We start from the raw sequence: 24,312 nt of genomic DNA, 5'->3' as shown, positions 1-24,312 counted from the left end.
AGCCGCACCTTCGACAAACAGCGACCGCCGCGACAACGGGGCTCGACTCTGCTCAGAGCCAGAGCGGTCGGCCAGCCCACTCGAACCTGAAATCGACGCACTCCCAGCCCCTCCGAATACCACCGTCGTCCAACCTGCCCTACAATAAAACTGATGGACCTTGCCGCCAAATCCGCGAAGCTCCACGAGACCCTGCAGCAACTAGGCAGCGTTCTGGTCGCCTACTCCGGCGGCACCGACTCCGCCTACCTCGCCTACGCCGCCCACCAGGCCCTCGGCGACAACATGCACGCCGTCATCGCCGACTCCCCCTCCCTCCCGCGCGCCGAACTCGCCGCTGCCCTCGCCTTCGCCGCCGATCAAAACATCCCCATCCAGATTCTCCGCACCAACGAACTCGAAAACCTCGACTACCAGCGCAACGACGCCCACCGCTGCTTCCACTGCAAAGACGAGCTCTTCCAACAAATGGAGCAAGCCCGAGCCGCCCGTAACTTCGCTCACATCGCCTACGGCATGAACCTCGACGACCGCGCCGACTTCCGCCCCGGCCAGCAAGCCGCCGCGCAACACCACGCCGTCGCCCCTCTCGTCACCGCCGGCCTCACCAAACAAGAGATCCGCACCCTCGCCCAGCAATCCGGCCTCACCCTCTGGGACAAGCCCGCCAGCGCCTGCCTCTCCTCCCGCATCGAGTACGGCCGCCCCGTCACCCGCGAAAATCTCTCCCAGGTCGAGCAGGCCGAAGAGGCCCTCCACGCCCTCGGCTTCCCCCAGGTCCGCGTCCGCCACCACGGCGACCTCGCCCGCATCGAAATCGCCCGCGCAGACCTCCCCCGAGCCCTCACCCTCCCCATCCTCGAAGCCATCACCGCCGCCATCAAGCCCCTCGGCTTCCTCTACGTCACCCTCGACACCGAAGGCTACCGCTCCGGCTCCATGAACGACACCCTCCTCGCCGCCTCCTCTATCCTTCCCGCCGCCCGATAAACGCCGCACTCCGAACATGAAACAATAAACCTATGCGTATCGCTTACCTCGACTGCTTCGCCGGCATCAGTGGCGACATGTTCCTCGGAGCCCTTCTCGACGCCGGCCTCGATCCCAACATCCTTCACGAAGCCGTAGCCGCCCTGAACCTCAACGCAACTCTCAAGATCGAAAAAGTAGACCGCAGCGGCATCTCCTCCACCAAGGTCCACGTCTACGAAGGCTCCAGCCTCGCCGAGAGTAATACCGCCGAGCCAACCCATCGTCACGAAAACGAAGAAGTAGCCCAGACCCATCAGCAGACCCACACCCATCAGCACCACCCCAAAACCCAGCACCAGCACAAGACCGGCCAGCCCCACACACACGACCACGAACATACCCACGGCCGCTCCCTCACCGTCATACGCGACCTCATCACCGCCGCATCCCTCCCACTCGCCGTCAAACAAACCGCAATCCACGCCTTCGAACTCCTCGGCGCCTCCGAAGCAAAGATCCACAACGTCCCCATCGAAAAAATTCACTTCCACGAAGTAGGTGCAGTCGACGCCATCGTCGACATCGTCGCCTCCTCCGCCGGCATCCACGCCCTCGCAATCGACAAGTGGTTCTCCTCCCCCATCAACGTCGGCGGCGGCATGGTTGACTGCGCCCACGGCCGCTTCCCCGTCCCCGCCCCCGCCACTGCCGACCTCCTCCGCGGCCTTCCCACCTACTCCGCGCACATCGAAAAAGAGCTCGTCACCCCCACCGGCGCAGCACTCATCCGAGCCCTCGCCCCAACCTTCGGGCCCCAACCAGGCATGCGAGTCGAGCACATCGGCTACGGCGCCGGCACCCGCAACCCGAAGAACTTCCCCAACGTCCTCCGCCTCAGCATCGGCGAAGCCGACAACTCCACACACTCCATCCCATCTCCAACTGAACTACCCCACACCCATCACGATCACGACTCACAAACCGTCACAGTGCTCGAAGCCGCCCTCGACGATCTCTCCCCCCAAATCCTCGCCTACGTCTCCGAGATCGCCTTGGCACAAGGCGCGCTCGACGTCATGCTCACTCCCGTCATCATGAAAAAAGGCCGCCCCGGCACCCTCCTCACCATCCTCTGCAATCCATCCGACAGCCTCGCCCTCCAGCAACTCATCCTGCGCGAGACCAGCACCCTCGGCCTCCGCATCCGTCAGGACACCCGCGTCTGCGTCGACCGCCACCACGCCACCGTCACCACACCCTACGGCGATATCCGCGTAAAGATCGGCACCCTCAACGGTGAGCAGTGCAACATCGCCCCTGAGTTTGAAGACTGCCGCACCGCCGCCACAAAACACAACGTCCCCTTGAAGCTGGTTCAACAAACAGCCATCGCAGCCTACCTCAAATAATCCGCACCCCGCCCATAGCCCACAAACCTGCATCAAATCGACAAGTCAACTCTCTCACCCGAGGAGCACAGCATGGAGCGTAGAGACTTTCTAAAAACCGCAACCGTCGCCGGCGTGAGCGCAGCCATCCCGCTCAACGCGCAAACCCCTCCCACCGCCAGCCAGCCCATCAAACGCCCCGAATCCCCCGACATGATCTACCGCGAACTCGGCACCACCGGCGAGCGCGTCTCCGCCATCGGCATGGGCGGCTATCACCTCGGCAAACAGAAGGACCCCTCCGAGAGCATCCAACTCCTCCACGCCGGCATCGACCGCGGCATCACCTTCCTCGACAACTGCTGGGACTACAACGACGGCATCTCCGAGGTCCGCATGGGTCAGGCCCTGCGCAACGGCTACCGTCAAAAAGTCTTCCTCATGACCAAAATGGACGGCCGCACCGCCGACGAGTACAACAAGCAGCTCGAACAATCCCTCGGCCGTCTCCAGACCGACATGATCGACCTCGTCCAGTTCCACGAGGTCATCCGCATGGAGGACCCCGACCGCATCTTCGCCCCAGGCGGAGCCATCGAAGCCGCTATCGCCGCACGTAGCGCAGGAAAGATCCGCTACATCGGCTTCACCGGCCACAAAGATCCCGCCGTCCACCTCCGCATGCTTGAGGTCGCACAAAAACACAGCTTCCACTTCGACACCGTACAGATGCCCATCAACGTCATGGATGCACACTTCCGCTCCTTCGAAAAAGAGGTCATGCCCGTCGCGCTCAAACAAGGCATCGGCATCCTCGCCATGAAGACCTTCGGCGATCCCTTCATCCTGAAGAGCAACACGGTCCAGCCCATCGAAGCCCTCCACTACGGCCTCACCCAGCCGGTCTCGGTCGTCATCACCGGCATCGACAACACCCAGACTCTCGACCAGGCCTTCGAAGCCACACGCACCTTCAAACCCCTCGACCAGGCCCAGATCAGCTCCCTGCTGGCCCGCACCGCCACCGCCGCCAGCGAAGGTAAATTCGAACTCTTCAAAACCACCAACCACTACGACGGCACCGCACAAAACCCAAAGTGGCTAGGATAGGAAAAGCAGGGGGAGCGACGTTCGCGTTTGAACCACGCTGTTCCGAGTGACTGCGAAGAACCACGAGCAGTCCATCAAATGACCGCAAAATCACCACAAGCAACCACCAATCCACCACGAAAGAACCACTAATCATCATCAGTCCGACCACCAATATCGTCATCTCGACCGAAGCGGTTCACAGCCTCATCGTGAACCGCGTAGTGGAGAGACCCCCGTATTTTCTCTTGAGCTCCTCGACAAATACCGCAAACATGCAAATCTCGAAGCATGGGTTAGCCGATACACACGGCCCAATCAAGGAACGCCGAATAATTTCATGAACCCCACCAAGCTGCTCGAACTCCTCGCCGCCGTCCAGACCGGAGCCATCACCCCAGCCGCCGCCTCCCAGCGCCTCGCCGACATGCCCTACGAGGACATCGGCCACGCCCGCATCGACCACCACCGCACCCTCCGCACCGGCCTCCCTGAGGTCATCTACGCCCAGGGAAAATCCCCGCAACAAACCACCGAGATCTTCTCTCGCATGGCCGCCGCTGGCACCGACGTCCTGGCCACCCGCGCCGACGAAGCCACCGCCGCCCTGGTTCTGGCGGCCCACCCAAAAGCCACCCATCACCCCTCAGCTCGAGCCATCACCCTCAAACAATCACCACCCGCAGACCCCAAAGGCCACATCGCCATCCTCAGCGCCGGCACCAGCGACCAGCCCACCGCAGAAGAAGCCGCCGTTACCGCCGAACTCTTCAACGCAAAGGTCACCCGACTCTACGACGTAGGCGTAGCCGGACTCCACCGACTCCTCTCGGTCCGCGATCAACTCACCCGGGCAGACGTCGTCATCGTCTGCGCCGGAATGGAAGGCGCCCTCCCCTCTGTCGTCGGCGGCCTGGTCGGCGTCCCCGTCATCGCAGTCCCCACCTCGGTCGGGTACGGAGCCAGTTTTGACGGCGCCGCAGCCCTTTTGGGAATGCTCAACTCGTGTTCCCCCAACGTTACCGTAGTAAATATAGACAACGGCTTCGGCGCAGCCTACACTGCCGTATTAATCGCACGTGCCTCTGTCCCTCGTAGTTGAAGGAACGGAGCATTGCTAGCAAATTCGCTATCAAAGCGTGACGAAAGGCGGCCCCAAAATGCTCCCGCACGACGACAAACCCTGGGCAAAGACCCTTGCACGAACCGTCATCTGTCTGACAATTGTTGCCTTGGTCTGCCTGGCGCTGTTCCTCGACAGCCGCAACATGCTTCACATCCCAGAGATGGTCGGCATCTTCCTTCTTTTCCTGACCATCGTCCCACCCAACCTGGCCGTACTCTACCCCTGGATTCTCCCAACCCACCACGAATCCAACAGTAACCGCGCCACCAAATCCACCGTTCGATAGACCCCTCGCCTACCAGCACCTGAGAAGCGGCCTCTTCGGTTTGTTGTCACTGCCTCTTGTCCGTCATTGCCGTTGTTTGTTCTTTTGTTGTCATTCCGCACCCTGAGCGTAGTCGAAGGGGGAGGAATCTGTTGTTAGCCTCTCCACACACTCAAATCCGGTCACCCAAAAGCGACGCACTTCGCCATCCCACGTCAAAACCCCTCGAAGCCAGCTTCGCTTCCGCCCTCGAGCACGACCCCCCGCAAACCTGTCAAGCCCCCAAACCGGGTAAACCGCGCAGTGACAACAACATACCGTTGGCGTATTAGTTATGACGAAACCGATATAATGAGTACAAGCATAAAAAAACCCGGCCGAAACCGGGTTTTTGCATGCGAAATGACGCAAAAGCTGCTAAGTCGTTTGTTTAGACATTTTTGCCCGTAACCGCTTTATTATGACGATTTTGCAAGAGACCAATTTTAGCAAGTTAAAGCAAATAAATGACTTACACGAAGATACCCCCGGGGGGTGGGGGAGGATGGAACAGCTATTGGTTCACACCGCTAGCCAGGAATCCCCCGTCCACCACAAGAATCTCACCCGTCACGAAGGCTGAAGCATCACTCGCTAAGAAGATCGCCGCGCCAACCAGTTCCGCAGTCTTGCCGAAGCGCCCCATCGGGGTCCGCATCAACAACTCTTTGCCCCGATCGCTCTCGTCCAGCAGCTTCTGGTTCAACGCCGTGCGAAAGACCCCGGGGGCAATCGCATTCACGGTCACACCCTGCGCACTCCACTCCACCGCCAGGGACTTGGTCAACGCTCCAACCGCAGCCTTGCTCGCCGCATACGCCGTGACCTCCTTCAGGCTCACGAACGTATTCAGGGAAGCAATGTTGAGGATGCGACCGTAGCCGCGCTCCAGCATGTGCTTGCCGAAGATCTGGCAGGCCCGCAGCGTTCCGGTCACGTTCGTATCCATGATCCCGTCCCAGGTCTCCTCCGTGACGGTCAGCGTAGGCTCCCGCTTGATCTTCCCCGCGCAGTTGATCAGGATATCGACCTTGCCGAACGCTTTCACCGTCCCATCCAGCAGCGCCTGCAGACTCGCCCGGTCCGCCACATCCGAGGTCAGACGCAGAGACCTCCGCCCCGTCGCCTCGATCGCCTTCGCCGCCTCATCCACCTGCTCCAGCCGCCGCGAACTTGCCACCACATCAGCACCCGCCTCCGCCAGCCCAACCGCCATGGCCAACCCGATACCCGAGGTACCCCCCACCACCACAGCCGACTTCCCACTCAAATCAAACAACGGATGCCCCATCAAACGTCCTCTTTCCCGCTTCAACATCTTCTCAAAAATTCAGTTCTTCCTTGACGAAATCTGAGCCAGAATCTGACTCACGATCTCTTCCGGCGCTCGATCGTTCACGATCCGGACAGCATCGCTCGGCATCTCGAGCGTAGCAAGCTGACTGTCCAAAAGCCCAGGATTCATAAACTCATGTTTTCGTTCCGCCAGACGAGCTGCAAGCATCTCCTTAGACGCCTCCAGCATAACGAAGCTCACCGCACCCTTCGGCATTCCCGCCTGCAACGTAGCCCGATAACGCGCCTTCAACGCAGAGCACGCCATCACACCGCTCTTCCCCTCTGCAAGCCAGTTCCGCAGCAGCCGATTCAGCGCCTCAAGCCACGGTTGACGATCTCGATCATCGAGGGGATGTCCAGCAGCCATCTTCTCCCTGTTCGCCAGCGGGTGATAGTCATCGCCATCGGCAAACACAGCGCCCAAGCGCTCAGCCAGCAACGTCCCGATCGTCGTCTTGCCCGATCCGCTCACTCCCATCAACACAACAACCATCCAGCGACATCCTCTCAACCGACCGACACAGACAGTATTCTGTAACTAGCTCCCAAAACGACCACGATAGGCCCAAAGCCCAAGACCAGGATTGGAGATGTAGAAGATCTCCTCACCATCCACTGTGTTCCAACCGTCTTCCAGCGTGGCAGGATTGTACTTCGAGGTCATCTCGGCGAGATCGCCATACTCAAAGTGAACGCCTTCGATCTCCTCCCGCGTCAGGTGACCCGGGCAGTAACGGATAGTAAAGCGACCTTCGCTAGACCCATGGATGAGGTGGGCGGCAGCACTCAAATTTCCAGCAAGCTGTGCATCTTCCTTAGCAGCTTCAAGTGTTTTAGGAGTTCCGCAGTAGCCGTACTTGCGGATTAGAGCATCGATGGCAGCGTCTTCGCCAAATTCGTGGACGCCTGGAGCAAGGACGACAAGTTCAGCGTTATCCGCGAGAGCCATGCGTGTGCGATAGATGCTTTTGTTTCCGAGCCAGGTGCTTTTGAACTCGTGGGGATCGAGGAAGACGACTGCCCTCTTGATTTCGCGATCCATCATCTTGAAATTGACCTTCAGGCTAAGAGCTGCGGCGAGTTTGAAGCACTCTACGTCATCTCCAATGTAGAGGCCGCGAATGACTAACTTTCCATCGGCGTTTTTCGCTACTACCGTCTGCACATAAACGATCGGCATGTGACTGGCGAAGTGCTCGCTCGCGTAGTTGAGTACGCGGCGAACAGGAGTGTCGGCGCGTCCCATCATGCGTTCCATGCCGTACACAGCGCCGAGAAAGTGGCTGCGGTGAATTCCTATGGAGCCACCAGTGCCTACGAAGATGTTCTTGTTGTAGTTGGCCATGCCGACAACCTCATGGGGAACGACCTGGCCGATCGAGAGGATGAGATCATGTCCCCCGTCGCGTAGCAGTTTGTTTACTTGTGCGGGCCATGTGTAATCGAGCTTTCCTTCGCTTACTTCGTACATGAATTCGCTGGGAACTTCTCCTAGAGTTACGACATCGTTGCGCCAATCGTGCACGCGAAAGAGAGTTCGCGGAGTAGCGCCGTACATGGTTGCAATCTCCTGATCGGACATCGGCTTATGAGTGCCGAGGGCGGGGAGGATGTCGGTGAGTTTGTCTCCGTAGTATTGCCACGCAAGTTCAGTCAGGACGCCGCTTTGGGAGTGCATGCGCGTGAAATCTGGTGGGATTGCGAGGACTTTCCTGCGTGGGCCCAGCTTGTCCAGGGCCTGGAAGAGGTTTGTTTGCACTTCCTGGAGGGACATCTCCGTTGTCGCGCTGCCAGCGGCGAAAAATAGGCTCATGGGCTTAGATCTTACTCCCGGTACTGGTGCGAATTCGTTGAGTCGATGGGATGCGCGAAGTCGAAAATTTGCTGGAGTCGTGAAAAAAAATCTGGACGGTCTGCATGGGGTACTTTTTGTCGGCTTTGCTGCGTTTTTTTGTAGGGGTTGATGGAAAATGGGTGAGTTTGTGGTGGTGTTTTGCTGGTGAGAACGTGGTGAGATGTGTGGCTGATGTGGAGAAAAAACAGCGTTGATTTGGACCACGAAAAATACGCCAAGATTTTGAATTATTTTTCCATTGGTTGGCCAGGGCTATCCAGATTTTGCGGCTGCGTTATTCCTCCCTCTTGTTCCGGAGAATTTTTATAGTTTGTAGGCTTTTCTGACCAGGTTTACGGTGAGGTCTTGTATTACCTCGAAGGCTTCGTCTTCGTCGAGGCGGTGTTCGACTACGAGACGTCCAAGGAAGGCGCAGTCGATGCGACGGGCTACGTCGTGACGAGAGGGGATAGAGAGGAGGGCACGGGTGTCGTCGTTGAAGCCGACGGTGTTGTAGAAGCCGGCGGTTTCGGTGGCTTGCTCGCGGAAGCGCATCATGCCCTCGGCGGAGTCGTGGAACCACCAGGGAGGACCGAGCTTGAGCGCGGGGTAGTGTCCGGCCAGGGGAGCCAGTTCGCGGGAGAAGGTGGATTCGTCGAGGGTGAAGAGAATAAAGGTCAGCCGCTGGTCGTTTCCGTAGCGGTTCAGCAGGGGCTGAAGACCGCGGACGTACTCGGTCTGGGAGGGGATGTCGGCGCCTTTGTCGCGGCCGAATCTCTCGTAGAGCTGGCGGTTGTGGTTGCGGACCGAGCCGGGATGGAGTTGCATGGTGAGGCCATCTTCGACGCTCATGCCGGCCATCTCGGTGAGCATCTGGCCGCGGAAGTACTCCTGCTCCTGGGGTACGGAGCGGCCGGAGATGATGCGACCAAAGAGCGAGGCGGCGGTGTCAGGGTCCAGGTCTGCTGTGAAGGCTGTGGGGTGGCCGTGATCGGTTGCGGTGGCTCCCATGGACTTGAAGAAGGCGCGGCGGTTGCGGAGTGCGTTGAGATAGCCCTTCCATGTGGCGGTATCTTCTCCAGTGATCTCGCCGAGCTTCTGGATGTTGGCGAGGAAGCCGGTGTAGTCGGCGTCGATCACAGGATCCGGACGAAAGGTTGGCAGTATGCGGCCCTTCCAGCCAGACTCCTTTATGGCCTTGTGGTATTCGAGGGTGTCGAGGGGGGTGTCGGTGGTGGAGAGGACCTCGATATTGAACCGCTCGTAGAGTGCGCGCGGACGGAATTCGGGCGTCTGGAGTTTCCTGGCGATGATTTCGTAGTATTCATCCGCATTTTCCGGGCTAAGACGTTTGGTCAGGCCGAATTGATTTTCAAACGAGTAGTCGAGCCATAGACGAGTGGGAGTACCACGAAAGAGATAGTAGTTTCTTGCGAAGATACGCCAGACCTCTTTTGGATCGACCGGAGCGGCGGTGCCGTCGAGCGGAGGGATGCCTAGCGACTCCAGCGAGATTCCCTGCGAGTACATCATGCGAAAGATGTAGTGGTCAGGCTGAATGAAGAGGGCCGTGGGATTGGCAAAGGGTTCGTTCTCGGCGAACCAGCGCGGGTCGGTGTGACCGTGCGGGGAGATGATTGGCAGGTCGCGAACTGTTTCATACAATCTTGCGGCGACTGACCGCGCCTCGCTGTCCGCAGGGAAAAGCCGGTTTGGATCGAGAATCATCCTTCATCACCTCTTCAGAAGCTCCAGGCATCCGAAGATACCGGCACATTGAAGCGTACCAAAGATTTAGCCGTAGCTCGAACAAAAGGTAGGAATCGGTCGCCTGTAACCTTTTTTGATTGCTCCCGTCGCATAGTAGAAGCCTGGGGTCTCCTTATGTTTGATTCGGATGTCAGCCGCGACGATGGTTCCAGGAAGATGACAAGACGAGTGTTTGTGGCCGGCGGCGCTGCGGTTGCGGCCTCTTATGCTGTGCTTGTGATGCGGAGGGCTCCCGGAGTCGAGGCGAGCGTGGCGGTGCATGGGACACCGGGTGAGGTCACGATCGTCAACTTTGGCAATGACGGGAAGAACCTTGGGAAGCAGACGGTTGCAAAGATTGTGAAGCCCGACGGAGAGTGGCTTCGACAGTTGGGCAAGAACTCATTTGAGATCGCGCGGGAGGCGGATACCGAGATGCCCTATTCGGGCGTCAGCCTGAACGAGCATGGAAAAGGTGTCTTTCGTTGCATCTGCTGTGACACCGCGTTGTTCGACTCGCAGACGAAGTTCGAATCCGGCACCGGCTGGCCGAGCTTCTGGGCGCCGATTGCGAAAGAGAATATCGCGGAGGTGGCGGATCGCTCGCTGGGCATAGATCGTACCGAGGTAAAGTGCATGCGTTGCGAGGGGCATTTAGGGCACGTCTTCGACGATGGCCCGGCACCGACGGGACTGCGGTATTGCATGAACTCGGCTTCGATGAAGTTTATGAAGGCTTGAATTGGCGGTCGATTGTCGCTACAGGTTGCGAACGAAAAAAAGGCACCCCGAGGGGTGCCTTTCTCGTGAATCGGCAGCCGTTACGGGATGTAGTAACGGAGGCCGGTGAAGACCATGTTGTTGTTGGCCTTGGGAGCGCCGTAGGTTGCGGTGGAAGAACCGAAGGTACCGCTGGTCAAACCGGCCCAGCCGACCCTTTGGAGGTAGCTGTACTGCACGGTGTACTGCAGACGGCCGTACTTGGGGCTGTTGTAGAAGCGGTAGACGAACTCTCCGGTAAGTTCGGAGACCTGACGGGTTGCGCCCAGGCAGCTTGCAGGTGTACCGGGGTTGTAGGGAGCGGCACCGGCGAGTCCATTGCCGGTAGAGGTAGGCAGTGTCTCGATGCCGCAACCTGCATTGGAGCTGCTGATGGGTGCGTAACCGACGAGCTTGCCGGCATCTGCACCCACGGTGCTGAGGTAGGTGGTGCGCTGCGCGTACTCAGTACCATAGTAGAGGTCGAGATCGAGCTTCTTCTGCGGGTGAAGCTCGAGCGATCCCAGGAACTGGTAGTTCTTGATGGGAGCCAGAGTTCCGTCGGGGTGCACGGTGACATCGGGCAAGGTAGAGGTACCGTAGCGGCCTACTCCGGTGCCGCCAAGGAAGTGAAGGCCGAAGTCCGCATAGTGAGTGATGGGCGTGCGGGCGTTGGCGAAGAAGCCGCCACCAACCTTGGTGTTGTTATTGCCACCCACAGCAGATGGGACGGTGAGGGTCTGGTTGGGGTAGTAGCGGTCGCGGAACCAGCGAGCCAAGCCACCGGCCTCAAAGTGACCGTACTTCGCGTCATAGGCAAACTTGACGATGACATCCGGTGCGACGTTGTTGGAGTAGTTGGCAGTGAGGTTGTAGAGACCGCCGCCTGCGCCTGCGTTGCCGATGAAGAAGTTCGCATTGGCGTTGGTTGCGGAGTAGATGATCTCAGCCTGTTCGACGGCGACTGCGGCGGTAAGTCCACCGATCTTCTGCTGGAACCTTACGCCGGGCTGACGCTCCCAGCTGAAGCCGACATGGTACTGAGAGTCGACGGTCGCGGGCAGAACCTCGGTGCGGTTATCCGTTCCTTTTTTGGTTTCGGTGACGAGCGACCACATCTGACCGCCGGTGAGGGTGAAGCCCTTGTTGGTGGCTACCTGGCCCCAGATCTGGCGTTGGCGCAGGGTGTAGCTGTTGCTCTGATTTTCGTTGCTGGTGGCGCCGGCCGAGAGGAAGTCAGCCTCTACGTAGCCTGACAGCTTGAAGGGGCCGGGGTTTCCGACGAAGAGTGCTCCGACGCGGCTTTGACGACCAGAGAAGTTGAACTCACTGGTGTGGGCCTGGGCTGCGCCGGGGTACGGGGTGGCGTTGAAAGGGGTGTTGACGTCGGAGTTGAGCGAACGCTGACGGTAGACACTTTCAATCGCGAAGAAGGCAACTGGAGTTATTTCGACTCCCTTGTAGTGAATTGCCAGAGGCGACTCGATGGCGTCTGTCATCTGCTTCTTCGTGTCGCTGATGGTCTGAGCGAGGCCGACGTTGGTGGTCTTGAGATCGGTCACGGTGCTGTTGAGGCTGGAGACGGCTTCGGTGTTGGTCGAGAGGCTGGAGCTGAGGCTGTCAGCCTTGGCTGAAGCGCTAGCGGCGGCTGTCTGGGCATCCTGAGCGGATTGCTGAGCGGCCGCAAGCTTCGCGTCCTTATCGGCATTCTGCTGTTTGAGAGCATCGATCTGGGCCTGCTGGCTCAGCATCTGCTCGCGCAGCTCGCGGATCTGGCGTGCCAGCGGGGTCTCGACGGGCGCCTTCTTGTGAACGGGTGCCTTGCTGGTCGTCTTTTTCGTTGCCGTGCCGGTTTGCGCCTGGAGAGATATTGAACTGATAACCAATATCGCCGCCATAGTCGCTCGTAGTTGCTTCGTCATGGAACCTCGCAAAAGTATGAAAAGGCATAAGGACAACAAGAAAGGGTGCGGGGCGTTTCAGCCCACTCCACATTCTTCCTTTGCTCTTTGAGTTATGCTCACAAACTCATGTGAACAGAGGAATAATTTGTGCGGTATTCACGGAGAAAATACGTTTCTCTGTGGATATTTCATGAACTTTGGTGATTTTTTGTTTTTGGTTGAACTCGATAGGTAAACCACGGGGGTGGCAGAACTGATTTACCGTTATCTTCATGCACTTCTCCCGTCTTGGCGCTCTACTGGTAGGCTTTGGCCTTTTTGCTGCTGTCGCTTCGGCACAGTCTTCTATTAAGTTGATTCCGATGCCGCGCGAGATTCATGCGACGGGGGAGGAGGCGCTGACTCATGGCGTGGGCGTTTTTTGCACAGCTCCTTGTGCTGTGGAAGACCGTTTCGCAGCGGACGATCTAACGGGGTCGCTTTTGGCGCGGGGTATTGTGGGTTCGCCGGGCGCGGTTGTGATCGAGCTGGCGCGGGCGAGCGCTCACCCGGAGGTGAAGTTCACCGATGAGATGAGGGCCGAAGGGTATGTGATCACCAAGATCGGGAAGACGCTGACGGTGATTGGGGACTCGGCGGCGGGGGTGTTTTATGGGGCGCAGACGGTCAAGCAGCTGATCGAGGGGAATGGGGAGAGCGCGGTGCTGCATGGGGCCAACGTGAGGGATTGGCCGGCGATGAAGTATCGCGGGCTGGATGATGATTTGTCGCGAGGGCCGGTGACGACGCTGGAGTTTCAGAAGCATCTGATTCGGACGCTGGCGGCTTATAAGGTGAACTTGTACTCGCCCTACTTTGAACATACGCAGCAGTACTCGTCGAATCCGCTGATGGCTCCGCCGGGCGGGAGTGTTTCGGCTGGGGAGGCTCGAGAGCTGGTGGAGTATGCGCGGCTTTACCACATCGACGTGGTGCCGGAGCAGGAGGCGTTCGGGCATCTGCACCATAATTTGACGTGGGAGCAGTATCAGCCGCTGGCGGAGACTCCCCATGGGGCGGTGTTGGCTCCGGGGCAACCGGGGTCGATTGCGCTGATCAAGCAGATGTTCACCGAGCTAGCGGCACTGTATCCGGGGCCGTTTTTGCATATCGGCGCGGATGAGACAGTTGATCTGGGACTGGGGCAGACTAAGGCGGACGTGGATTCTCGGGGGCTTGGAGCGGTTTATCTGGATTTTCTGCAGCGGATTGTGGCCGAGTTGAAACCGCTGAATCGCAGGTTCCTGTTCTGGGGGGATATCGCGCAGGATTCGCCCGATCTGCTGAAGGATCTGCCGCAGTCGTTCAAGGATTCCACGATTGCGGTTGCGTGGGTGTACAGCCCGGAGGCTCGTGGCTATGACCGGTTTTTGACTCCGTTTACGAATGCGGGGATGGAGACCTGGGTGGCTCCGAGTGTGAACAACTTTCGCAAGGTGTATCCGAACAACAACTATGCGCTGGCGAATATTCAGCGGTTTACGGCCGATGGGCAGCGGCTGGGGTCGACGGGACAGCTGAACACGATCTGGAATGATGACGGGGAGGGGCTCTTCAATCAGGATTGGTATGGGATTCTGTTCGGCGCGGCGGCGGCGTGGCAGAAGGGAGAGTCTTCCATCCCTGACTTTCAGAACGCTTACGCCCAGGTGTTTCATGGAGACGCGACGGGGGATCTGAATGAGGCGCAGAAGGAGATGATGCTGGCGCACTCTGTGTTGAAGGACCAGGCGAAGGAGGGGGATGGAACCAACAGCATCTTCTGGCTGGACCCGATGTCGAAGGATGGGTTGAGGATTGGGGCGCAGGTGCTTCCGTTTGCGCATGAGCTGCGGCTGCATGCGGAACGAGCGCTGACTCTGATTGCACAGGCGAGAGCAGCCGCGCCCGCGGCGCCAGGAGTTTCGACGGGGCCCAAGACTTATGATCCTGCGGACTCTTATCCCAGCGCGGCTACGACGCTCCGGGAGACTGCAGCGATCGACGCGCTTGAATTCGGCGCTCGGCGCATGGATCTGATCGGGTTGAAGTTTCAGCTGTCTGAGGAGATTGCGGAGGGTTATGAACGCGCTTATGCAATGCAGAACACGACGGACAAGAAGCAGCGCTTGAACGTAAGTCGTGAACTCTCGGATATCAACGGGGTGAATGGCCGGATTCAGGATTTCATTGACGCCTATTCCTTGCTGCGGGATTTGTACGAGCAGGCTTGGTATCGCTCAAATCGCGCGTATGCGTTGCGGCCTGTGCTGGAGCACTACGACTATACGGTTGGAATCTGGGAAGGCCGCAGTGACAGACTTCGGAGTGCGCAACGTCAGTGGTCGGACACTCACACGCTTCCGCCGGCCGCCGATCTGGGTATACCTCCACCAGTTCCTGCTGCAAAGTAAGTATCTGTGGAGGCGGTAGCGCTGAGGTCGGAATATCTGGCAATCTAGAAGATCATGCTTTCGACGGACTCCATCGGCCCCTCACTCGGTATTGATTTCGGCACTACGAACAGCTCCATTGCGTCTACTTGCGACAGTAGCGAGGTGGAGCTGGTCTCCTTCCCTTCGGGAGCCGCCACAACGGAGTCATTCCGCTCCGTACTGTATTTGGAGCAACAGAGACATGCGAGTCGCACGCAGATTAAAGGATTCACCGGGCCGCAGGCGATCGAGCACTATCTTCATGCTGAGCATAAGGGCCGGCTGATTCAATCTCTCAAGTCCTATCTCACCAGCCGAACGTTGACTGGGACTGAAGTTTTTGGACGGCGGTACACCATTGAAGACCTGATTGCTCGCATCCTCACCGATCTTAGATTGTCTGCCGAACGGCAGTTGGGCCGTCCAGTGCGCCATGCCACCGTGGGGCGGCCGGTGCGGTTCGTCGGTGCGGAGAGTGTGGAAGATGACGATTTTGCCGTGCAGCGGCTTAGAAAAGCGTTTGTTCATGCTGGTTTTGAGTCGGTCGAGTTCGAGATGGAGCCGATTGCGGCGGCTTACGCGTACGAGTCCACGCTAGATCACGATGAGCTGATTCTGATTGGAGACTTCGGCGGGGGTACGAGCGATTTCTCGTTGCTCCATGTTGGGCCAGGCGTTCGCGCGCGAGGTCGAACGGCGAAGGATCTTCTGGGTAACAGTGGATTGGGACTCGCGGGCGATAGCTTCGATGCACGAATTGTTCGCAAGCTAGTGTCTCCAGCGTTGGGATCAGACAGCTTTGAACGGTCCTACGCGCAGGCTCCGGACCGTCCGGCAAGCATCATTCCGGCGGCGCCGGCCTGGATCTACGCCAACCTCGAGCGGTGGCATTATCTTTCATTTCTGAAGACGCGAAACGTGGCGGAGATCCTAAAGAGTGCACGCGCCCGGGCGCAGGAGCCAGAGAAGATCGAAGCGCTGATCAATTTGATCGAAGAGGACCTCGGATACCAGCTTCATCAGGCGGTCCAGCGTTTGAAGGTTGATCTGTCACATCATGAGTCTGCCGAGTTTCGTTTTCGCGACGGAAGCATGGATCTCGTTGCGACGGTTGAGCGCAAGGAGTTTGAAGGCTGGATCGCGGAAGACCTGCAGTCGATTGAGCGGTGCGTCGATACGCTCCTGGCGACCAGCAACATTGCTGCGCTCGAGGTAGACCGAGTATTCCTGACTGGAGGAACCAGCTTCGTACCTGCGGTTCGTCGCATCTTCGAATCACGGTTTGGTGCATCGCGTGTGCGAAGTGGGAATGAGTTTACGTCAGTCGCGCGGGGGCTAGCGCTGCGAGCTGAGGAGGTTCGTCTAACGGCACTCTAATGCTGTTGCTGAGACGGGTCGCTACTTGGGAAAAGGCACTAGGAAACCAGCTTCCCTGCTTCCCTTGCCCGCCAGAGCGCGCCTTCCAGAGAATCGACAACGCCTTCCATGACTTTGACACTGGGCGAGGATGTTTTGAGGGCCGCTATCATCGCTGCGCGAACAAGTGCGATGTGCTCGAGGATGCTTCCGGTGTAGGCTGCTTCGATCTTGCGTCTGCCACCGGACTCCTTCATCTTCAAGGCGACAAGAGCTACCTGCTCCGCAAGCTCTACGCCTGCGCGCTCGAGGACGGCGATGGCGAGTTCATCCCCGGCCTCCGCACATCGTACGATGACCGGAACGAGCGCTGGAAGATCTGGACCGGGGCGGACATTGGCCATCTCTACTATTTCGCCGAGAGATTTGAGTCCCCAGAATTCACCGATGTCGGCGAGCAGGGTGGTCGTGATGCCGCGATCCTTGGCCCAAAATCCGGCGCGCAGAGCCTCTTGTCCGATCCAGAAGCCGGAGCCTTCGTCGCCCAGAGCCGGACCCCAGCCGCCAGCCTGATACATGGCTCCGTCGGCGGCGCGGCCCATGATATTGGAACCGGTGCCGGCTATGATGAGAATGCCAGGACCGCCGCGAAAGGCGCCATCGAGAGCGATCTCTTCATCGCCTACGAGATGCAGGTCGCCTCCGACGAGGGCTCCGATCTCGCGTTCGGCCCACTCGCGAACGGCGTCGATGGATAGACCGGCGAGCCCGACACAGGTTTGCGAGACTTCACCCAGGTTTACGTTGGCCAACTGAGAGACCTCAGCCAGCATCGCTTGCAGACGAGAGGAGGCCTCCGCTTCACTGACGCGCATCAGCTTCACGCTTCCGGTGCTGGAGCGGCCCAGGATCTTGTTCTCATCTGCCAGTAGGCATCTTGTCTTCGTACCACCTGTGTCGATCGCCAGAAACAGAGCCATAGCCTGAAATGATATGTCAGGTTCTGGGGAGCCGACGCCTCTCCGGGTGCAACCTTCGTTCGGAACATCTGATGGAAGGGGCATGCTGCGTGCATGCGCGCTGTCGCTATACACTTGCACGAATGCATGCTGCCGTACTTCCAACGCGCCTTCATCCCTTCGATCTTGGTCTGATTGTCGTCTACCTGATTGGTATTACGCTGTTTGGGCTTCGCTTTCGGAGTAGTAGAGATCCGAATACGCGGTCGCTGCGCAGCTATTTTCTGGCTGATCAAACGATCCCATGGTGGGCGATTGCGCTGTCGATCGTCTCTGCGGAGACGAGTACGCTGACGATTATCAGCATTCCGGGTGTGGCGTTTGCCGGGGACTTCGGATTTCTGCAGATTGTCATCGGTTACATGCTGGGCCGCGTGGTAGTGGCATTGATCTTTCTGCCGAAGTATTTTGAAGGGCGGATGCTGACCGCGTATCAACTGATCGATCAGCGCTTTGGGCATACGTTGCACAAGGTGACGGCGGGATTGTTTCTGTTGACGCGGGCGGCGGCGGAGGGAGTGCGGGTGTTCGCGGTGAGCATCGTCGTGGGGATCGCGATTGGAACGCGGGATGTGCTGTCGATCGGGATTATTTCGGCGCTTACGCTGCTGTATACGTTCGAGGGCGGAATGGCGGCGGTGATCTGGACCGATGTGGTGCAGATGGCAATCTACATTGGGGGAACGATCGTTGCGATCTTTACGCTGGGAACGCATGTACCGGGGGGATGGTCGCAGATCCACGAAGTTGCAGCCGCGGCAGGCAAGTTTCGGCTCTTTCACTTCGCGCTGAACCTGACGCAGAGCTATACCTTTTGGGCCGGTGTACTGGGGGGAACGTTTCTGACGATGGCGTCGCATGGCACCGATCAGTTGATGGTGCAGCGGATGTTGGCGGCGAGGAACCTGCGCGAGTCACGGCTGGCGCTACTTGCGAGCGGAGCTGTGATCTTTTTGCAGTTCACGCTTTTTCTGCTGATTGGCGTGGGGTTGTATGTCTTCTACGGGCTGCATCCGGCAGTGTTCGCTTCGGCAGATCGAATCTTCCCTACTTTCATCGTGCGGGAGATGCCGCTTGGGATTGCGGGGCTGCTGGTGGCGGCGATTCTTGCGGCTGCGATGTCGAACTTGAGCGCGGCGTTGAACTCACTCTCCTCGACGACGGTGGTGGATTTCTATATGCACTGGCGGCCGGCGGCGGATGACCGCGAACGGATGATGATCTCGCGCTCCAGCACTGTTGTATGGGCGTTGGTGCTGTTTGGAGTCGCGATGTATAGCGTGTTCGCTGGTGGGAAGGGCCACGTGGTGGAGGTGGGATTGTCGATTGCTTCTGTAGCCTATGGTGCTTTGCTCGGCGTGTTCTTGCTGGGTACATTGACTCGCTACGCTACGCAGACGGGAGCGATTCTAGGAATGATCTGCGGGTTCGCGCTGAATCTTTTGCTGTGGCTCTCTCCGGGCGTGATCAAGGTTGGACCGATCACGATTCCGCATATCGCGTTTACCTGGTATGTCCTGATCGGCTCGATCGTTACGTTCGTGGTTGGTTCGATTGGCAGCGTTTTGTTTAAGGGAGGCAGGACCGCAGAGGGGCGAAGAACGCGCATCGCGAAGGTTGCCGGCTTGGTGCTCGCGTGTTTCATTCCGTTTTTATTTTGTTCGCGCGCAGCCGCCGATGACGCTCAGGAGACTGCTGCGCACGAAACCTACGAGTTCAGCGCGGTTTCGACGCTTGTGAATGAGGCGATCACAGCGAAGAAGCTGCCGGGTGCAGTGGTGCTCGTCAATCACGATGGAAGAACCGTATTTGAAAAGGCGTATGGGAATCGCGCGCTTGAACCTGTTGTGGAGGCGATGACCGAGGATACAGTCTTCGATATGGCTTCGCTGACGAAGTGTCTGGTGACAGCTACGGCGGTGATGCAGCTTTATGAGGAGCACAAGCTTCTGTTTGACGATCCGGTGGCGAAGTATCTGCCAGAGTTCGCGACCAATGGGAAACAGGCGGTCACGATTCGGGGGTTGCTGACGCACTACTCGGGTTTGCCGGAGGATATCGAGCTGAAGGATGCGTGGGGGTTGGCTGCTCCGGATAAAGCGGAGGGGATTCGGCGGGCGATGAATGCCGCGCTGGAGACTGTGCCGGGAACGCACTTCAAGTATTCGGATATTAACTTCATTACTTTAGGGGCGCTGGTAGAGAGGATAAGTGGGCGACCGCTCGAAGAGTATGCGCAGGAGCATATCTTTTCTCCACTCGGGATGACTCATACCCGGTTTCATGCCTTCTCTGCGATGTGTGGTCATGGAGAAATACTTGGAGCTGCGGTGTTGATGCCGAAGGCTCAACCCGCCCTTCTTGACTGCTACGATCAATCTCCTGCGCCATGGATAGCTGGAGTGGAGATTCCAAGGACAGCACCTACGGCTTATGACGATCAGGGTACGGCGGCTACGAATCCTGACTTTGGCAAAATGTTGCGTGGGACCGTGCATGATCCGACGACTCGGCGGATGGGTGGAGTTGCGGGGCATGCGGGAGTGTTTTCTACGGCTGCGGATGTTGCGCTGTTTGCGCAGGGTTTGCTTGACCGGCTCGCGGGGAGAGCGAGCAATTTTCCCTTGAGTCAGGCGACACTCAAGCTGATGACGCAGCCGGAGCAGCCGTCTACCGCGGTGACTGGGGCAACGATCTTTACGCCAGATGGAAAGACGACTACGGGCGTGGCGGCGCGGGGATTTGGCTGGGATATCAACTCGGCGTTTTCGCGGCCGCGGGGCGAGGTGTTTCCGATTGGGAGCTTCGGGCATACGGGGTTTACGGGGACATCTCTTTGGATGGATCCGGAGAGCGACAGCTTCGTCGTCATTCTGTCGAATGCGATTCATCCGCGTGGGGAGCCGCCAATCTCGATGCTGCGGGGGCAAGTGGCTTCTGCTGCGGCTCGGGCGTTGCGAGTTGGCGTGGAACACCTGACCACCATTGCGAGTTCTCAGACGCTTACCGGAGTCGATGTGCTGGAGGTGAGTCACTTCGAGGTTCTGGCACAGGCTGCGAAACGTCATGGCGATCACCTGAGGCTGGGGTTGCTGACGAACCAGACCGGACTCGACCGCGAAGGCAGACGGACAATCGACATCCTGCAGCACAGTCTGCCGGAGGTTGAGCTGAAGACGTTGTTCTCTCCTGAGCATGGCCTTCTGGGGACCAAGGATATTGTGAAGATCGCCAATGATGTGGACCCTGCAACCAGGCTTCCGATACTAAGTCTGTATGGCGCGAAGCCTGAACAACGCCGCCCGAGCCTCGAGTCCCTGAGAGATCTTGATGCTGTGGTGATTGATCTGCAGGACGTGGGAGTTCGGTTCTTTACCTATGAAACGTTGGTTGGATACTTTCTCGAGGCGGCGGCGCAGGCTCATATCGAGATTATTTTGCTCGATCGTCCGAATCCAAACGGCGGTATAGCGGTACAGGGACCGGTGTCTGATGCGGGGGCGGAGTCCTATAACAACTACATGCCGATGCCCGTTCGTAATGGCATGACTCTCGGGGAGCTTGCTCTCTACTTCAACAGCGAACGACGAATCCCGGGTCCAACTTCTCCAAACATTTTGCTCCCCATTCATGCGCAGCTCATCGTTGTGCCAATGCAGAACTGGTCTCGGGCACAGTATTTCGATGAGACCGGTCTGAAATGGACAAATCCCAGCCCGAATCTACGCACTCCTACGGCGGCTACACTGTATCCCGCCGTAGGTTTGGCTGAGATGACCAACATCTCTGTTGGTCGCGGAACGGACAAGCCGTATGAGCATATTGGCGCACCGTACATCAATGCGCCGGAGCTGGCGGCTTACCTGACCGCGCGAAAGATTCCCGGTGTGAGTTTCATGCCGACTAACTTTGCGGTTGCGGAGGATTCCAACCACTATCCATCTCATGGGAAGACTATCCCTGGGATCGCTTTTACCGTAACCGACCGAAGTGCGTTCAACTCACCTGAGATGGGCATCGAACTGATCAGCGCGTTGCACCATCTTTATCCAGAGTTTCAGATGGCAAAGGCTGCGTACCTGGTGACGAACGTGGATACGATGCAGGCGCTGACCAACATGGACGATCCAAGTAAGATCGCAGCTGGATGGGCGGCGGACCTGGCTACTTTTGAGCGCCATCGCCAAAGCTACTTGCTTTACAAGTAGTCCGCTCGTGACACGAATTGTGTACCACGCGCGCAACCGGAAGTCGCAATATTCATTGGTCTCTGAGCTTTATTTACGTCACAATAGTAGAACGGCCTTAGATCGAGGGACCCCGATGCCCCGCATAAATTTTCAACAGCAATTGGTAGCTCTCAAAGACAAGCTTCTCGCCATGGCGGCGCTCTCGCAGCAGGCTCTCTCCTTGTCGTTAGAGGCTTATCTGACCGGAGATCTGAGCCTTTGCGACCATGTGAAGGAGATCGAAGCGGCGATCAACGCGGCGGAGCGTGACGTGGATGAGATGGCGTACGACCTGTTGGCCAAAGAGCAGCCTATGGCGATCGATCTTCGCTTCATTCTGTCTGTGATTAAGATCAACGGCGACCTGGAACGCATTGGGGACCAGGCAACCAACATTGCTTCTCGTACCCAGTACCTGCATGACTCGCCGAAGATCTCCCTGCCGATCGATATCCCCGATATGGGCGAGAAAGTTGGAGTTATGATCCGCCGGGCGATTCAATCGCTGCTGGAGGCGGACGCCAGGCTTGCGGAGTCTGTGCTGGCAATGGACGATGAGATCGACGATATGAACCGCGACGTTCAGAATGAGTTGATCGAGGTGATGCAACAGCATCCGGTGGTCAGTGGACAGGCTTTGAATGCGATCATCATCTCGCGTAACCTGGAGCGCGCAGCAGACCACGCCACCAACATCGCCGAGGATGTAATTTTCTGGATTCGTGGTTCGGATGTCCGGCACAAGCTCTCACTCGCGGAAGCAGACTAAGTTCTTAGTCCTACTGGAAATTTGCAGCAGGGGCGCTTCTGCGAAAAGATCTCAGGCTGGCATGCGGTGGCCTGCTTGACGTGTGGTTCCATGACAACTAACCTTAGAGTTATGGTGAGTTTGACTCCGCATGTATCAGTCGCTTGTCGGACATGTTGTCGCGACCGCGTGCGTTGTCGCCTTTGCCTGAGCGGCGGACTTAGCTGATAAGTCCCCCCCTTTCTTAGCAAAGCCACCAGCGCCCACTGACACAGTGGGCTTTCTTGTTTCTGCCCCGAACAAAGGACAATCATCATGAGCACCGCCGGTATACCCGCCGTCAAAGAGACTAAAGCACAAAAGTCCGAACGTCTGAAGCTGGAGAAAAATCCGTGGGAGGCCTGGGAGGAGGTCCGCCAGTTCGCCAAAGAGGGCCGAGAGTCGGTGCTTCCGGAGTGGGCGAACCTCTACTTCAAGTGGTGGGGGATTTATACACAGGGCGATGGTGTGGGAGTTACTGGAGGTGTCGGTGGCGAGGGTAAGGCCACCGAGTACTTCATGATGCGTATCGGCCTGCCGAACGGTATTCTGAGCAGCGCTCAGTTGCGGGTCATTGCAGACCTTACGAAGAAGTACGCACGAAATCTCGCGGATATTACGACTCGGCAAAATATACAACTGCACTGGCTGACCATTGAAGCACTACCTGAGGTGGTTGATGCGCTCACTACAGTTGGGCTTAGTCCAAAGGGTGCGTGTGGTGATGTAGTTCGCAACGTGACCGGTTGCCCGCTCGCCGGAATCGATGGACACGAGCTTATCGACGCTTCACCGCTGGCTGTGGAGATTGCGCACAAGCTCACGGCTAATCCTGAGTTCTACAACCTGCCACGCAAGTTTAAAATCTCTGTGACCGGCTGCCCCCTGTGGTGCTCGTACCCGGAGATCAATGACGTTGCGCTGACGGCAATCAAGCGTACTGTCGATGGCAAGGAAGAGATTGGCTATACGTTGCGGGTGGGCGGAGGCCTGTCGACAGAGCCGCATCTTGCAGTACGTATTCCGGCGTTTATCCAGCAAGATCAGGCCTACGCGGCTGTGCATGCTACGGCTGAGATCTTCCGTGAGCAGCAGGAGCTTCGTGAAAACCGCACTCGAGCTCGCATCAAGTATCTTTTTATGCGGCATGGCTGGACTGCGGCGTCCTTCCTGGACGCATTAGAGGCCAAGCTGGGTTATAAATTGGATCCTAGTCCTGTCACTGAAGATGTGATCCCTGATGATGTCTATCGCGATCACATTGGCATCGCGCCACAGCGTCAGGCTGGTTTGTCGTCGGTGGGAGCCAGTGTATTGCGTGGTCGCATCTCGGGTGAGCAACTTCATCAATTGGCTGAGTTGGCCGATCAGTATGGCAGCGGAGAACTTCGCACGACGATCATGCAAAACATCCTCATCATCAATGTGCCGAACGAGAAAGCGGCGGCTCTGGTACTGGCATTGAATGGGATGGAACTACACGTGGATGTTTCAGCCTTTTGGCGGGGAGCGATAGCCTGCACCGGCACCGAATTTTGCAAGCTGGCGATTGCGGAGACGAAGGGCTTTTCGCAATGGCTGGTCAGTGAGATGGAAGAGCGACTTCCGGGCTTCGACCAACAGATCAAGCTCCACGTGACCGGTTGCACCAACAGCTGCGGACAGCACTGGATTGCTGATATTGGGCTTGAGGGCAAGAAGATCAAGAAAGACGGGAGATCGGTGGATGCCTTCTATTTCTGCGTCGGAGGAGCGGTCGGTAAGTTTGCCCGGACCGCTCGACCATTAGGCTATCGCGCTGCCGCGGAAGATGTTCCGGATGCTATTGAGCGATTGTTACGCGGTTATCTTGAGGCTCGTCGGCCGGAGGAAGATTTGCGAGCTTACTTTGCCCGCACAGATGACGACAGCCTTCGCGCTCAACTTGCGGGTACGGTTGTCGATCCAGTGGAACGCGACGCTCCGCCGGTCGGTGCGGGCCGTCACGCGCCGGGGGAGTAGCCTA

At 58.1% G+C, this 24,312-nt stretch carries 17 protein-coding genes; 11 read left to right on the top strand and 6 right to left on the bottom strand.

The annotated features are described in order from the left end of the window. Window positions 1-153: 153 nt before the first annotated feature. From larE to HDF12_RS10955, 5 genes are all read left to right on the top strand, one after another. Window positions 154-990: an ATP-dependent sacrificial sulfur transferase LarE gene (larE, locus tag HDF12_RS10975; RefSeq protein ID WP_179582855.1), complete on the top strand. Its 837-nt coding sequence runs from the start codon at window positions 154-156 to the stop codon at window positions 988-990. A 32-nt stretch (window positions 991-1,022) separates the two neighbouring features. Continuing rightward, entirely contained in the window at window positions 1,023-2,381 is a 1,359-nt protein-coding gene (larC, locus tag HDF12_RS10970; RefSeq protein WP_179582854.1) for a nickel pincer cofactor biosynthesis protein LarC, read from the top strand. 72 nt (window positions 2,382-2,453) lie between these two features. Next, entirely contained in the window at window positions 2,454-3,470 is a 1,017-nt protein-coding gene (locus tag HDF12_RS10965; RefSeq protein WP_179582853.1) for an aldo/keto reductase, read from the top strand. Window positions 3,471-3,789: 319 nt separating this feature from the next. Next, window positions 3,790-4,551 (top strand): nickel pincer cofactor biosynthesis protein LarB, encoded by a 762-nt coding sequence (gene larB / locus HDF12_RS10960; RefSeq protein ID WP_179582852.1) that lies wholly within the window; start codon window positions 3,790-3,792, stop codon window positions 4,549-4,551. A 58-nt stretch (window positions 4,552-4,609) separates the two neighbouring features. Next, window positions 4,610-4,861 carry a hypothetical protein gene (locus HDF12_RS10955; protein WP_179582850.1) on the top strand — a complete coding sequence of 84 codons (252 nt, stop codon included), beginning with the start codon at window positions 4,610-4,612 and terminating at the stop codon, window positions 4,859-4,861. A gap of 532 nt (window positions 4,862-5,393) precedes the next feature. Here the strand turns inward: HDF12_RS10955 and HDF12_RS10950 are convergent. From HDF12_RS10950 to uxaC, 4 genes are all read right to left on the bottom strand, one after another. Further along, on the bottom strand, window positions 5,394-6,170 hold the full coding sequence (locus tag HDF12_RS10950; RefSeq protein ID WP_179582848.1) for an SDR family NAD(P)-dependent oxidoreductase: 777 nt from the start codon (window positions 6,168-6,170) through the stop codon (window positions 5,394-5,396). A gap of 39 nt (window positions 6,171-6,209) precedes the next feature. Beyond that, on the bottom strand, window positions 6,210-6,710 hold the full coding sequence (locus HDF12_RS10945; RefSeq protein ID WP_179582846.1) for a gluconokinase: 501 nt from the start codon (window positions 6,708-6,710) through the stop codon (window positions 6,210-6,212). Window positions 6,711-6,755: 45 nt separating this feature from the next. Beyond that, window positions 6,756-8,030, bottom strand: coding sequence for a nickel-dependent putative hexonate epimerase (locus HDF12_RS10940; RefSeq protein WP_179582844.1), 1,275 nt, complete (start codon window positions 8,028-8,030; stop codon window positions 6,756-6,758). 345 nt (window positions 8,031-8,375) lie between these two features. Beyond that, window positions 8,376-9,779, bottom strand: coding sequence for a glucuronate isomerase (gene uxaC, locus HDF12_RS10935; protein WP_179582842.1), 1,404 nt, complete (start codon window positions 9,777-9,779; stop codon window positions 8,376-8,378). Window positions 9,780-9,935: 156 nt separating this feature from the next. Between uxaC and msrB the strand changes: the two genes are divergently transcribed. After that, window positions 9,936-10,541, top strand: a complete 606-nt coding sequence (msrB, locus tag HDF12_RS10930) for a peptide-methionine (R)-S-oxide reductase MsrB (RefSeq protein ID WP_179582840.1) — start codon at window positions 9,936-9,938, stop codon at window positions 10,539-10,541. An 80-nt stretch (window positions 10,542-10,621) separates the two neighbouring features. On the opposite strand, the gene HDF12_RS10925 is transcribed toward msrB, so the two are convergent. Beyond that, window positions 10,622-12,481, bottom strand: a complete 1,860-nt coding sequence (locus HDF12_RS10925; protein ID WP_257025495.1) for a hypothetical protein — start codon at window positions 12,479-12,481, stop codon at window positions 10,622-10,624. Window positions 12,482-12,735: 254 nt separating this feature from the next. On the opposite strand from HDF12_RS10925, the gene HDF12_RS10920 reads away from it, so the two are divergent. Beyond that, the gene (locus HDF12_RS10920) at window positions 12,736-14,895 is read left to right on the top strand and encodes a glycoside hydrolase family 20 zincin-like fold domain-containing protein (RefSeq protein WP_179582838.1); all 2,160 of its coding nucleotides are present in this window, start codon (window positions 12,736-12,738) and stop codon (window positions 14,893-14,895) included. 54 nt (window positions 14,896-14,949) lie between these two features. Beyond that, window positions 14,950-16,293 (top strand): Hsp70 family protein, encoded by a 1,344-nt coding sequence (locus HDF12_RS10915; protein ID WP_179582836.1) that lies wholly within the window; start codon window positions 14,950-14,952, stop codon window positions 16,291-16,293. A 38-nt stretch (window positions 16,294-16,331) separates the two neighbouring features. Here the strand turns inward: HDF12_RS10915 and HDF12_RS10910 are convergent, their stop codons facing one another. Next, entirely contained in the window at window positions 16,332-17,252 is a 921-nt protein-coding gene (locus HDF12_RS10910; RefSeq protein ID WP_179582834.1) for a BadF/BadG/BcrA/BcrD ATPase family protein, read from the bottom strand. 122 nt (window positions 17,253-17,374) lie between these two features. Here HDF12_RS10910 and HDF12_RS10905 point away from each other — a divergent pair, with 122 nt between their 5' ends. The 3 genes from HDF12_RS10905 (at window position 17,375) to HDF12_RS10895 (ending at window position 24,308) form a co-directional block, all read left to right on the top strand. After that, a complete protein-coding gene (locus HDF12_RS10905) occupies window positions 17,375-21,499 on the top strand; it encodes a sodium:solute symporter family transporter (RefSeq protein WP_179583648.1) in 4,125 nt (1,374 codons plus the stop codon). Between the two features lie 115 nt (window positions 21,500-21,614). Beyond that, window positions 21,615-22,289: a phosphate signaling complex protein PhoU gene (gene phoU, locus HDF12_RS10900; RefSeq protein WP_179582832.1), complete on the top strand. Its 675-nt coding sequence runs from the start codon at window positions 21,615-21,617 to the stop codon at window positions 22,287-22,289. A gap of 294 nt (window positions 22,290-22,583) precedes the next feature. Next, window positions 22,584-24,308 (top strand): nitrite/sulfite reductase, encoded by a 1,725-nt coding sequence (locus HDF12_RS10895; protein ID WP_179582830.1) that lies wholly within the window; start codon window positions 22,584-22,586, stop codon window positions 24,306-24,308. The last annotated feature ends 4 nt before the right edge of the window (window positions 24,309-24,312 follow it).

The sequence above is a fragment of the Tunturiibacter gelidiferens genome (genome assembly GCF_013410115.1).
GTDB classification, from domain to species: Bacteria; Acidobacteriota; Terriglobia; order Terriglobales; family Acidobacteriaceae; genus Edaphobacter; species Edaphobacter gelidiferens.
Note: the sequence above shows the minus strand (reverse complement) of the source record. Positions and strands in the feature narration are given on the sequence as shown.